Source organism: Streptococcus oralis, assembly GCF_023109315.1.
GTDB classification, from domain to species: Bacteria; Bacillota; Bacilli; order Lactobacillales; family Streptococcaceae; genus Streptococcus; species Streptococcus oralis_BS.
This window is the reverse complement of sequence record NZ_JALDUF010000007.1, coordinates 71,481-84,101: the sequence shown is the minus strand read 5'-3', so window position 1 is coordinate 84,101 and position 12,621 is coordinate 71,481. Positions and strand designations below refer to the sequence as shown.

Sequence of the window (12,621 nt, the reverse complement as noted above, 5' to 3'; positions counted from 1 at the left end):
AAAAGGACTTAGTCCTGTGCAGTACAGAACTAAATCCTTTCAATAATTATTTGTCTAACTTTTTGGGGTCAGTACATAGGGCTGTTCTTTTTATAAGCTTTAGTCTTATAAATTTTTCTTCTTTTTGGCTTTCTTGGTCAAGGAGACATCGCACTGAGGGATGTTGGTTTTAAAAATCTATTAAAGGTAGTCTAGAGTTCAAAAATTGTTTTTAGCAGTCCTTTCTAAAAAATTACTAGGCGAAACGTAATTGAAACTAAATTTAAGGAAACTTTCAGAAAAGTTTTAGTTTCGTTTCAGGAATCTTCTGTAGACTGTCTAGCTATATCATACGAAGGAGAGGAAAAAGGTATGAAATCAAAAAAATGGACCCTACTCGCAACGAGTTTAACGGCAATGGTGCTGATGGCAGCATGTGCCCAGTCAACAACAACATCCGCTACAAATGAAACGAAAAATAGTGCCACAACAACTGCAACAAAGACAAACCAATCATCCTATTTTACAGAGAAGGACAATGATACTTCTTATGACGAAAGCACAGCTTCTAAAATTGAGCTATCTGGCTCATCAGCAAACGTCTCTGGAGATGGGGTGACAGTCTCTGAATCAACAGTGACCATCACAAAATCTAGAACCTATGTGATTTCAGGTCAGTCTGACGGAGTGCAGATCAAGGTCGAGGCAGATAAATCGGCAGATGTTCACCTAGTCCTAAAAGGTGCGACCATGACCAATACCAATGCAACGATATCTGCGACATCAGCCGGCCACGTCTACTTAACTCTAGCAGAGGGAACCACCAATAGTCTCTCTGACTCAAGCTCTAACAGCGATGAAAAAGTAGACGCAGCTCTCTTTTCTAAGGTGGATTTGACCATCAACGGGAAAGGAACTCTCAATGTAGATGGCAAGAAGAACAACGGTATCAAGGCCAACGACACTCTCCACATCACGGGTGGAACCTATAACATCACAGCAGTTGGCGATGCCTTTAATGTCAATGATGAACTCAACATTACTGGTACGACCATGACCATCGATGCCAAGGAAGATGGCGTAAAGGTGGACAATGACGAGGATACTTCAGTCGGAACCATGTACCTATCCAACAACAACATCACCGTCACAGCAGGAGATGATGGCATCCACGCTTCTGGAGACCTGGTTATCGATAGTGGTACCTACACCGTCAAGAATTCGGCAGAAGGACTTGAAGGTAAGTCAATCACTATCAACGGTGGGGACATTAGCATCTATTCGACAGATGATGGAGTCAACGCAGCTAATAAAAACGCCCAACAGAGTGAAATCTTCTTCACCATGAACGGTGGGAACCTGACAGTAGAAGTCGGTCAAGGAGGTACAGATCCAATCGACTCGAACGGCAATATCACAGTCACAGGTGGAACCATTAAAATGACTGGTCAAACAGGTTTTGACTTTGATGGAACTGCGACCTACACAGGTGGAGATATCTATCTCAACGGTGAAAAACAAACGGAAATTGTCAACTCTATGCCTGGAGGTGGTGGACCAAATGGAGGCCCTCAAGGTGGCGGTCCAGCCCCTGGTGGACAAGGATAAACAAAAAAGGATAGCATTCTAAGAGCAATGTTATCCTTTTTTATCGGTACTATTTTAAAAAACTTATCGCTTTTTCAAGCAATGAGTTTTCTTAAATCAATTTCCAGTCAACTTCTGAGTGTTTCTTGGTCTGGGTTATGTAAAAATACGTGAAATGGACTTCCATTACCAAGGTCATTAGAGTTGCGATAGCAATGACGATGGTTGGATTAGCCGAGAAAAGTAGAGGAAAAATAGGCCTTTAAAAAGTGGACAGAAAAGACCATTTCGGAGTATAGAGAGGAAGTTCAAAAACATTTTTAGAAATAAGACATGTGCATTATAAACATCAGATACGAATCTGGTGCTTTATTTTTTAAAGAATTTCAACTTTTTTCTTGACAAGTGAGTAAACACTCACTATAATAGGTCTATATTCAGTAAGTGAGTAAGCACTCACCTAGGAGGGAGCATATGAAAACATTACTACATTTACAAGATTTAGTAAAATCTTTTGACCATCAAATAGTTCTGAATCATGTCAGCTTTGAATTGCAGCCAGGAGAAATTATAGGCTTAATTGGTCCGTCTGGTGCTGGTAAATCAACTATGATTAAGACTACGTTAGGAATGGAAAAGGCTGATGGAGGCGTAGCTTTAGTGTTAAATCACACTATGCCCAGTCGCCATATTTTAGGAGATATTGGTTATATGGCCCAGTCAGATGCCTTATATGAGGCTTTGTCAGGTCAAGAAAATCTAGAATTTTTTGGTCAGCTAAAAGGGCTTTCTAAAAAAGACCTGAAGGCGGAAATTGCTTATATAGCTCAAGTAGTAGATCTGACAGACTACTTAAACAAGGCGGTATCTGGTTATTCTGGAGGAATGAAACGGCGTTTGTCACTGGCTATCGCGCTTTTAGGAAATCCTCAACTCTTGATTTTGGACGAACCGACAGTTGGAATCGACCCTTCTCTTCGAAAGAAAATCTGGAAAGAATTATTCGCGCTTAGAGACAATGGGATTGGGATATTAGTTACTACCCATGTTATGGATGAAGCAGAGTTAACGGATAAGGTCGGCTTATTATTAGGTGGAAAAATCATTGCTTTTGATACACCGCAACACTTAAAAGATAGTTATCAAGTTTCAAGTATTGAAGAAGTATTTTTGAAAGCAGAAGGAGAGTAAGATGAGAACCATTGCTATTGCTAAAAAAGTTATCAAAGAATTGCTTCGTGACAAACGAACCTTGGCTATGATGTTTGTAGCGCCGGTATTTATTATGTGGCTGATGAACCTCATGTTTTCAGCTAGTACAACCGTGAATGTCAAGTTAGCGACACAAGATCTACCAACTGGTTTGGTAACGAAAATGGATGAGCTCGATCATGTGGACGTCGAGACTTATCAAGACTTAGATCAGGCTAAAAAAGCTCTAGCTGACGAGAAAGTAGATGCAGTCATATCGTATAAAGATGGTGAGTATCAGGTCGACTACGCAAATACGGATGCTTCTAAAACAACTATGACACGACAAGTGTTACGAACAAGTATCGTCAATGAAGGCACCGATCAGTTATTATCTCGTGTCAAACAAGCTCTTCCACAATTGAAATTAGATGCAAAGGCGCCTGAAATCAAAGAATCTTACCAATATGGAGATAAAAATACTGGATTCTTTGCACGTATGATTCCAATTTTAATTGGCTTTGTGGTCTTCTTCTTTGTCTTTTTGATTTCTGGTATGGCACTTTTGAAAGAGCGCACAAGTGGAACCTTGGATCGCTTGTTAGCAACCCCAGTGAAACGTTCTGAAATTGTCTATGGCTATATGTTGTCTTACGGTATTATTGCGATTTTTCAAACGGCAGTTGTCGTCTTAGCAGCAATTTGGCTACTAGATGTAGAAGTTGTAGGAAATATTTTAAATGTTATAATAGTTAATGTGGTACTGGCTCTTGTAGCACTAGCTTTTGGAATTCTCTTGTCTACTCTAGCAAAATCAGAATTCCAAATGATGCAATTTATTCCTCTCGTGATTATGCCTCAACTCTTTTTCTCAGGGATTATTCCATTGTCATCCATGGGAGAATGGGCTCCAACTGTGGGGAAATTTTTGCCATTAACCTATTCTGGTGATGCAATAAGCCAGATTATTCTTTACGGACACAATCTTGGTGATATTTTGCCAAATCTTGGTGTTTTAATGATTTTCTTGATCATTTTAACAATTCTCAATATTGTTGGATTGCGTCGTTATCGTAAAGTTTAGAAATCAACATAAATAATGCTAAAAAGGTGTGAAGATTAGATGGATAAGACTGTTTTTGAATCGTTTGAAGATTACTTAGAAGAAGCGAATTACCCTCAAGGAAAGAAAAAAATCATGCAGGCAGCAGTGGATCTCATATCAACTAGGAGTTACCATGGGACCTCAACTCTTCACATAGCTGAGCGTGCTGGACTAAGCCAGGCAACTTTGTTTAAGTATTTTAAGACGAAGGATGATCTACTGACGGCTATTTTACATCCTGTAGTCCCAGGCATTTTCGGTAGTTTTTTTGAGGAACTCTTAGCTTTTGAAACGACAGAAGAGAGGGTTCGTTATCTCGTCCACGATCGTATGAGCTATCTCAAAAAAAATCGTGCCTTGATGAAAATCATTCTACAAGAGAGTTTTTCAAATAAAAAACTAAAAAATGAACAGATTTTTATCTGGAATGCTATTCAAGATAAACTTCGAGTGCTTCATAAGGAATTGCTAGCAGATCCACGTGTAAATCCAGAGATAACGATTCCTCAAATGGTTCGTATTTGTGTTGGTCCATTGTTGGCTTACTTCGCTCAGCTTTATATCGTTAGCGATAATGGAGAAATAAAAGAGGAAGACTTAGACTTATTAGAAAAACAGATTTTAGGTGGTTTGTGGAAATAAGGGAGTTCTAGAAGAACTAAGGTTTATTTACTTAACTTTCAAACAAGCTAAAAAAGACATGTTCTGCTTATTTCAGATTCATGTCTTTTTGTTATTGGATTTGATATGTTTTTATAAGTCCTCAATCACTTTGCCAAAACAGAAACCAACCTCTCCAGCGGTGCAACGATTTTTTTAATGTATGGAAGAGGAGATTTCTGGATTGATAAACCCAACTCCTTGACACTCCGTCAGCTTTTGATACAATAGTACAAAATTACAGGAGGTGGGCTATGATTCAGAAACATGCGATTCCCATTTTAGAGTTTGATGACAATCCCCAGGCGGTCCTCATGCCAACACATGAGGGATTGGACTTAAAGTTGCCAAAGAAGTGCATCTATGCGTTTTTGGAGGAAGAGATTGACCGCTATGCTCAGGAAGTAGGTGCAGGCTGTATTGGTGAGTTCGTTTCGGCCACCAAGACTTATCCAGTCTACGTCCTCAACTACAAAGGCGAAGAGATCTGTCTGGCCCAGGCGCCCGTGGGGTCTGCCCCAGCGGCCCAGTTTATGGATTGGTTGATTGGCTATGGTGTGGAGCAAATCATTTCCACTGGAACCTGTGGCGTCCTAGCAGATATAGAGGAAAATGCCTTTCTCGTCCCTGTTCGCGCTCTGCGAGATGAGGGGACCAGCTACCACTATGTAGCGCCTTCTCGTTATATGGAGCTGCAGCTTGAGGCTATCTCTGCCATTGAGCAAGTCTTGGAACAAAGAGGCATCCCTTACGAGGAAGTTATGACCTGGACGACAGATGGTTTTTACCGAGAGACGGTTGAAAAGATTGCCTATCGCAAGGAAGAAGGCTGTGCTGTTGTGGAGATGGAGTGCTCTGCTCTAGCGGCAGTAGCTCAGTTACGTAGGGTTGTCTGGGGAGAACTGCTCTTTACCGCAGATTCCTTGACGGATCTAGATAACTACGACAGTCGTGACTGGGGTTCGGAAGCTTTTGATAAGGCGCTTGAACTCTGTCTTGCTATTGTGCACCACATGTGAGTGCTCTTACTGTTTTTATGGTACAATGTAGCTATGTTATTCAAATCTTTTTTGGAAAAAATCAAGACGACGCTGGTTCGATTATCGCCAGCTCGTCGCATCTTTTTAAGTTTTGCCTTAGTTATCTTCTTGGGCTCGCTCCTTTTAAGCCTCCCTTTGGTTCAAGCAACAACGTCACAAGCAACCTACTTTGACCATCTCTTTACGACAGTGTCCATGGTCTGTGTGACAGGGCTCTTCACCCAGCCGGTGGCCTCTACTTATAATATCTGGGGTCAATTGATCTGTATGCTCTTAATCCAGATCGGTGGTTTGGGGCTTATGACCTTTATTGGAATCTTTTATATCCAAGGGAAACAAAAGCTCAGTCTTCGTAGCCGTGAGACTATTCAAGAAAGTTTTAGTTATGGGGAAACCCAGTCCTTAAAGGACTTCATCCGATCGATCTTTTTGACGACTTTTCTGGTAGAAGGGCTCGGTGCCTTTCTACTGAGTTTCCGCTTCATTCCTGAATTTGGATGGGGGCGAGGGATTTTAACCTCTATCTTTTTGGCTATTTCAGCTTTCTGCAATGCTGGATTTGATAATTTTGGAAGTACGAGTTTGGCAGTCTTTCAGACGGACCCTTTGATCAATCTAGTGATTGCAGGATTGATTATAACGGGTGGTCTAGGATTTATGGTCTGGTTTGACCTAGCGACCCAGTTTGGGAAAAAGAAAAAACGCCGTCTTCGCTTTCATACTAAGCTGGTTCTCTTTTTAACAGCGGGAATTTTATTTTTTGGAACGGTATCAACCCTTTTGATTGAGTGGAATAACCCAGGGACGATTGGGAATCTCAGCGTCCCAGAGAAACTGCTGGTTAGCTTTTTCCAGACTGTCAGTATGAGAACTGCAGGTTTTGCCTCTATTGACTACACCCAGGCTCGACCGGTCACCTTGCTGATCTACATCTTGCAGATGTTTCTGGGTGGGGCACCTGGAGGGACGGCAGGGGGACTCAAGATTACGACCTTCTTTGTCTTGTTGGCCTTCGCTCGTAGCGAACTATTGGGCTTACCTCATGCCAATGTGGCTCGGAGAACTATTGAACCTCGAACCGTGCAAAAATCTTTTAGTGTCTTTATTATCTTCTTGCTAACATTCTTGCTGGGCTTGATCCTGCTAGGGATAACAGCAGAAGGAAATCCGCGCTTTATCTACCTCATGTTTGAGACCATTTCAGCCCTTGCGACAGTTGGGGTGACGGCTAATTTAACACCAGAGTTAGGCAAGTTAGCTCTCAGTATCGTTATGTTGTTGATGTTTATCGGCCGTATTGGTCCCTTGACACTACTGGTCAGTTTAGCAGAATACCAGCCAGACAAGAAAGATTTGATTCACTATATGAAAGCAGATATCACCATTGGATAAGAAAGGAAGAACGATGTCAGATCGGACGATTGGAATTTTAGGCTTGGGAATTTTTGGGAGTAGTGTTTTGGCTGCTCTTGCCAAGCATCATATGAATATCATTGCTATTGATGACCACGAGGAGCGCATTAATCAATTTGAACCCGTGCTGGCGCGTGGGGTAGTTGGGGATATCACGGATGAAGAACTCCTTCTATCAGCGGGAATTGACACCTGCGATACCGTAGTCGTTGCAACGGGGGAAAATCTGGAGTCCAGTGTTCTTGCAGTCATGCACTGTAAAAGTCTCGGGGTGCCGACCGTCATTGCCAAGGTAAAAAGTCACATGGCTAAAAAGGTACTGGAGAAAATTGGTGCGGACTCTGTCATCTCACCGGAATTTGAAATGGGACGTTCGTTAGCGCAGAGAATTCTCTTCCATAACAGCGTAGATGTCTTTCAGTTGGACAAGAATGTTTCAATTGTCGAGATGAGAATCCCCCAATCTTGGGCAGGGAAAAGCCTTAGCCAGCTAGATTTACGTGGACGATACAACCTCAATGTACTTGGATTTCGTGCCTACGAAAATGCTCCTCTAGATGTTCAATTCGGTCCTGATGACCTTTTACGGTCAGGCGCCTATATCATGGCGGTGATTAATAACCAACATTTGGATACTCTAACAGAGCTGAGTGAGTAGGAGAGGAAGGGCTGCTTTTTTCCAATAACTATTGAGTCAATATAAGTATTTTATAAGAGGGATTTAAGAAAAATTTTAACTTTTTCTTAATCCTTTTTAATTTTAGGAGATTATACTAGAGTCATTAAAAAAAAGAAAAACTCTAAGGAGAATCCTATGAAATTCAATCCAAATCAAAGATATACTCGTTGGTCTATTCGCCGTCTTAGTGTCGGTGTTGCCTCAGTTGTTGTGGCCAGTGGCTTCTTTGTCCTAGTTGGACAACCAAGTTCTGCACGTGCTGATGTCGTCAATCCGACTCCTGCCCAAGTCGTGCCAGACGCAACTTCGGTGAGTGAAAAGAGCGACTTACCAGCAGAGGCTCTCAAAAAAGCAGTCGATGTAGCTCTTCCTTCAGAACAGTCTGTTCCAACACCTAAAGTAAGTGTGGATACGACAAGCTCTTCAGAAAAAGCGGACGCAACTGCTAAAGAGCTAGTAGTAGCACCAAAAGAAGAAGTGCAAGCACAACCTGACTCTAAGAAACAAACAGAAGATGCAGTTAAACCTGTGGAAAGTCCTGCGTCTACAGTTTCTGTACAAGACCGTGAAGCCAGTGAAGCGCAAGCAGCAACCACCCCAGCTGAAGTGCAAAAAGGTGTGGCTGACAACACCAAAGATACAGTAGATGTCCCAGCCACTTACTTGGACAAGGCTAACTTCCCTGGTCCCTTCACAGCCGGTGTCAACCAAGTTATTCCATACGAAGCCTTTGGTGGAGATGGTATGTTGACTCGCCTTATCTTGAAAGCCTCTGATAAGGCTCCATGGTCAGACAACGGAACGGCTAAAAATCCAGCTCTCTCACCAGTAGAGAAATTGGGCAAAGGTCTCTACTTCTATGAAGTAGACTTGGCCGGTACTCAAGGAAAATCAGATAAAGAGCTACTTGACCTCTTAAAACAAAACGGTACACAAAGTTATAAAGCTACCATCAAGGTGTACGGTGCGAAAGATGGCAAGGCCGATTTGACTAATCTGGTAGCGACTAAAGATTTGACTGTTAATTTGAATGGCTTGACCACCCCAGCTGAAGTGCAAAAAGGTGTGGCCGACAACACCAAAGATACAGTAGATGTCCCAGCTAGCTACCTTGACAAAGCCAATTTCCCAGGACCATTTACAGCTGGTGTTAACCAAGTTATTCCATACGAATTCTTCGCTGGTGATGGCATGTTGACTCGTCTTATCTTGAAAGCATCCGACAAGGCTCCATGGTCAGACAACGGAACAGCTAAAAATCCTGCTCTCCCACCAGTAGAGAAATTGGGCAAAGGCCTTTACTTCTACGAAGTAGACTTGGCAGGCACCCAAGGAAAATCAGATAAAGAGCTGCTTGACCTCTTGAAACAAAATGGTACGCAAAGCTATAAAGCTACTATCAAGGTGTACGGTGCGAAAGATGGCAAGCCTGACTTAACTAATCTGGTAGCGACTAAAGATTTGGATGTTAACTTGAATGGCTTGACCACTCCAGCTGAAGTGCAAAAAGGTGTGGCCGACAACACCAAAGATACAGTAGATGTCCCAGCTAGTTACCTTGACAAAGCCAATTTCCCAGGTCCATTTACAGCTGGTGTCAACCAAGCCATTCCATACGAAGCTTTTGGTGGAGATGGTATGTTGACTCGCCTCTTGTTAAAAGCCTCAGATAAAGCCCCATGGTCAGACAACGGATCAGCTAAAAATTCTGCTCTCCCACCAGTAGAGAAATTGGGCAAAGGTCTTTACTTCTACGAAGTAGACTTGGCAGGCACCCAAGGAAAATCAGATAAAGAGTTGCTTGACCTCTTGAAACAAAATGGTACGCAAAGCTATAAGGCTACCATCAAGGTGTACGGTTCAAAAGACGGCAAGCCTGACTTAACTAATCTGGTAGCAACTAAAGATTTGACTGTTAATTTGAATGGTTTAACCACTCCAGCTGAAGTGCAAAAAGGTGTGGCTGATAACACCAAAGATACAGTAGATGTTCCAGCTTCTTATTTGGATAGAGCCAACTTCCCAGGTCCATTCACAGCGGGTGTCAACCAAGTCATTCCATACGAATTCTTCGCTGGAGACGGCATGTTAACTCGTCTTATCTTGAAAGCATCCGATAAGGCTCCATGGTCAGACAACGGTTCAGCTAAAAATCCCGCTCTCCCACCAGTAGAGAAATTGGGCAAAGGCCTTTACTTCTACGAAGTAGACTTGGCAGGCACCCAAGGCAAATCTGACAAAGAGTTGCTTGACCTTTTGAAACAAAATGGTACGAAAAGTTATAAAGCTACCATCAAAGTGTACGGTGCAAAAGACGGCAAGCCTGACTTAACTAATCTGGTAGCGACTAAAGATTTGACTGTTAATTTGAATGGCTTGACCACACCAAATCAGGTTAAAGACTCTGTTGCTAATAACATCAAAAATAGCATTGATGTTCCAGCTAGCTACCTTGAAAAAGCAAATGTTCCAGGTCCATTCTTGGCCGGTGTCAACCAAGTTATTCCATACGAAGCTTTTGGTGGAGATGGTATGTTGACTCGCCTCTTGTTAAAAGCCTCAGACAAAGCCCCATGGTCAGACAACGGAACAGCTAAAAATCCCGCTCTATTGCCACTTGAAGGCTTGGCTAAAGGTCAATATTTCTACGAAGTGGATTTGAATGGCAATACGGTTGGCAAAGATGGTCAGGCCTTGCTGGATCAACTTCGAGCTAACGGAACACATATATACCTAGCTACTGTTAAAGTCTATGGTTCTAAAGATGGCAAACCTGATTTGACCAATCTGATTGCTACTCGTCAAGTAACGATTCGACTTCATGGATCAGAAATGATGTCCAGAACTCCTCAAGGAGATCAGATGTCTATGTCTTCTTCTACGTCAGATTCAATGAATAAAATGAAAGATATGACCAAAGAAGCCCATGTTTCAGAGATGAGAATGGCTGATTCCACGGATAATTCCATGGCTAAAACTAGGAAAAATGATGGACAACCTATGCTACCAAATACTGGGGAAGCTCAAACAGCTACAGCTGGCCTTGGTATCTTTGGTCTAGCCTTGGCAGGGCTTGTTGGACTTTTGGGTTTGACAACCAAACGAGAAGATTAAGATTTAAATCACTTAAACATTAGGGAAAATAGTGTTATACTAAAGCAAGTATAACACTGTTTTTATCGAAGGAGTGTCAGATGAAAAAGACAATTTTGCTGGTTGATGATGAGATAGATATTCTAGATATTCAAAACCGCTATCTTATACAGGCAGGTTACGATGTTTTGGTCGCCCATGATGGGAAGGAGGGATTAGAACTTTTCAGAAAAAAATCTATCAACCTCATTATCACAGATATCATGATGCCCAATATGGACGGATATGATTTTATCAGTGAAGTTCAGTATATCGCTCCGGATCAACCCTTCCTCTTTATAACTGCTAAGACAAGCGAACAGGATAAGATTTATGGATTAAGTTTGGGGGCAGATGATTTTATAGTCAAACCCTTTAGCCCACGCGAATTGGTTTTAAGAGTGAATAATATCTTGCGTCGCCTTAGCCGTGGAGGAGAGACAGAACAGATCGAGTTTGGTGACTTGGTAATCAACCATGTGACTCATGAGGTTCGCATTGGGGATCAACCTTTGGAATTGACAGTAAAATCCTTTGAACTTCTATGGGTATTAGCCAGCAATCCTGAGAGAGTCTTTTCAAAAACGGAACTTTACGAGAAGGTATGGCAAGAGGACTATGTGGATGATACCAATACACTCAATGTTCATATCCATGCTTTGAGGCAAGAGTTGACCAAGTATACAAATTCAGATGCTCCTGCTATCAAAACTGTCTGGGGTTTAGGCTATAAGATGGAAAAACCAAGAGGTAGAAAATGAAATTAAAAAACTATATTTTAGTGGGGTATCTAGTGTCGACTCTACTAACGATTTTGGTCGTTTTCTGGGCAGTCCAACGAATGTTGATTGAGAAAAGTGAAGTTTACTTTCTAGTTGGAATGACCTTGATTGCTAGTTTCATTGGCGCTGCAGTGAGCATCTTTCTTTTGTCGCCTGTTTTCTCTTCTCTGAAACATTTGAAAAAACAAGCTCAGGATATAGCAAGCAAGGATTTCAGCACGGAAATTGAAACCAAAGGCCCATTAGAATTTCAAGAGCTGGGCCAGGCTTTTAATGACATGTCCCACAATTTGCAAGCTACCTTTCAATCACTTGATGAGAGCGAGCAAGAAAAGAGAATGATGATTGCGCAGCTCTCTCACGATATTAAAACTCCCATTACCTCCATTCAGGTTACGGTGGAGGGAATTCTAGATGGAGTGATTAAGGAAGAGGAGCGACTCCACTACTTAACTACGATTGGTCGGCAAACTGAGCGTCTAAACAAGCTAGTGGAGGAATTGGATGTTTTGACTCTCAATACACAACCTCAAGATACTGCTGATGAAGAAGTCGAAGAGGTCTTTTTAGATCAGCTGTTGATTGAGTCAATGAGTGAATTTCAACTCCAGATTGAACAAGAGGAGCGGGATGTTTACATTCAAGTGTCACCTGAGTCGGCGAAAATCAAGAGCCATTCTGACAAACTTTCTCGCATTTTGGTCAATTTGTTAAACAATGCCTTTAAATATTCAGAACCAGGAACCAGAATCGAGGTTCTTGCCCAATTAACAGAACAAGAGCTGACAATCAGTGTGAAAGACGAGGGTCAGGGGATCCTTCCTGAAGATTTGGAAAAGATCTTTAAACGACTTTATCGTGTAGAAACTTCTCGCAATATGAAGACAGGTGGACATGGATTAGGACTTGCGATTGCAAGAGAATTAGCCCATCAGCTTGGTGGCGAAATCACAGCAGAAAGTCAATATGGCTTAGGAAGCAAGTTTACATTCAGCCTCAATTTGAAATAAAGCTGTAGTAAGTGTCTAGTGTTTTGAGGTAAATAGAAAATAT

The 12,621-nt window shown here is 41.9% G+C and carries 10 protein-coding genes; all 10 read left to right on the top strand.

Annotated features, from left to right (window positions below; translation table 11 throughout):
- The first annotated feature begins 351 nt into the window (after positions 1–351).
- The 10 genes from M1F74_RS08730 to M1F74_RS08685 all read left to right on the top strand — a co-directional run bounded on the left by M1F74_RS08730 (position 352) and on the right by M1F74_RS08685 (position 12,578).
- A complete protein-coding gene (locus M1F74_RS08730; protein WP_247946867.1) occupies positions 352–1,587 on the top strand; it encodes a carbohydrate-binding domain-containing protein in 1,236 nt (411 codons plus the stop codon).
- Between the two features lie 453 nt (positions 1,588–2,040).
- On the top strand, positions 2,041–2,757 hold the full coding sequence (locus tag M1F74_RS08725; RefSeq protein WP_247946866.1) for an ABC transporter ATP-binding protein: 717 nt from the start codon (positions 2,041–2,043) through the stop codon (positions 2,755–2,757).
- Between the two features lies 1 nt (position 2,758).
- Positions 2,759–3,841: an ABC transporter permease gene (locus M1F74_RS08720; protein WP_247918090.1), complete on the top strand. Its 1,083-nt coding sequence runs from the start codon at positions 2,759–2,761 to the stop codon at positions 3,839–3,841.
- 39 nt (positions 3,842–3,880) lie between these two features.
- Positions 3,881–4,504: a TetR/AcrR family transcriptional regulator gene (locus tag M1F74_RS08715; protein ID WP_000361922.1), complete on the top strand. Its 624-nt coding sequence runs from the start codon at positions 3,881–3,883 to the stop codon at positions 4,502–4,504.
- Positions 4,505–4,776: 272 nt separating this feature from the next.
- Complete coding sequence (locus M1F74_RS08710; RefSeq protein WP_247946865.1) at positions 4,777–5,541, top strand: nucleoside phosphorylase; 765 nt, start codon at positions 4,777–4,779, stop codon at positions 5,539–5,541.
- Between the two features lie 33 nt (positions 5,542–5,574).
- Positions 5,575–6,954, top strand: a complete 1,380-nt coding sequence (locus tag M1F74_RS08705; RefSeq protein ID WP_247946864.1) for a TrkH family potassium uptake protein — start codon at positions 5,575–5,577, stop codon at positions 6,952–6,954.
- Between the two features lie 13 nt (positions 6,955–6,967).
- The gene (locus M1F74_RS08700) at positions 6,968–7,633 is read left to right on the top strand and encodes a potassium channel family protein (RefSeq protein WP_247946863.1); all 666 of its coding nucleotides are present in this window, start codon (positions 6,968–6,970) and stop codon (positions 7,631–7,633) included.
- Between the two features lie 156 nt (positions 7,634–7,789).
- The gene (locus M1F74_RS08695) at positions 7,790–10,768 is read left to right on the top strand and encodes an SSURE domain-containing protein (protein ID WP_247946862.1); all 2,979 of its coding nucleotides are present in this window, start codon (positions 7,790–7,792) and stop codon (positions 10,766–10,768) included.
- Positions 10,769–10,848: 80 nt separating this feature from the next.
- Positions 10,849–11,547, top strand: coding sequence for a response regulator transcription factor (locus tag M1F74_RS08690; RefSeq protein ID WP_247946861.1), 699 nt, complete (start codon positions 10,849–10,851; stop codon positions 11,545–11,547).
- Entirely contained in the window at positions 11,544–12,578 is a 1,035-nt protein-coding gene (locus M1F74_RS08685; protein ID WP_042768210.1) for a sensor histidine kinase, read from the top strand. Before M1F74_RS08690 ends, M1F74_RS08685 begins: the two co-directional genes overlap by 4 nt.
- The last annotated feature ends 43 nt before the right edge of the window (positions 12,579–12,621 follow it).

Excerpts from the sequence above, each read along its gene's own strand:
- M1F74_RS08725 (WP_247946866.1), top strand. The coding sequence starts at position 2,041 with ATGAAAACATTACTACATTTACAAGATTTAGTAAAATCTTTTGACCAT.
- M1F74_RS08695 (WP_247946862.1), top strand. The coding sequence starts at position 7,790 with ATGAAATTCAATCCAAATCAAAGATATACTCGTTGGTCTATTCGCCGT.
- M1F74_RS08715 (WP_000361922.1), top strand. The coding sequence starts at position 3,881 with ATGGATAAGACTGTTTTTGAATCGTTTGAAGATTACTTAGAAGAAGCG.
- M1F74_RS08705 (WP_247946864.1), top strand. The coding sequence starts at position 5,575 with ATGTTATTCAAATCTTTTTTGGAAAAAATCAAGACGACGCTGGTTCGA.
- M1F74_RS08700 (WP_247946863.1), top strand. The coding sequence starts at position 6,968 with ATGTCAGATCGGACGATTGGAATTTTAGGCTTGGGAATTTTTGGGAGT.
- M1F74_RS08690 (WP_247946861.1), top strand. The coding sequence starts at position 10,849 with ATGAAAAAGACAATTTTGCTGGTTGATGATGAGATAGATATTCTAGAT.
- M1F74_RS08730 (WP_247946867.1), top strand. The coding sequence starts at position 352 with ATGAAATCAAAAAAATGGACCCTACTCGCAACGAGTTTAACGGCAATG.
- M1F74_RS08710 (WP_247946865.1), top strand. The coding sequence starts at position 4,777 with ATGATTCAGAAACATGCGATTCCCATTTTAGAGTTTGATGACAATCCC.
- M1F74_RS08685 (WP_042768210.1), top strand. The coding sequence starts at position 11,544 with ATGAAATTAAAAAACTATATTTTAGTGGGGTATCTAGTGTCGACTCTA.
- M1F74_RS08720 (WP_247918090.1), top strand. The coding sequence starts at position 2,759 with ATGAGAACCATTGCTATTGCTAAAAAAGTTATCAAAGAATTGCTTCGT.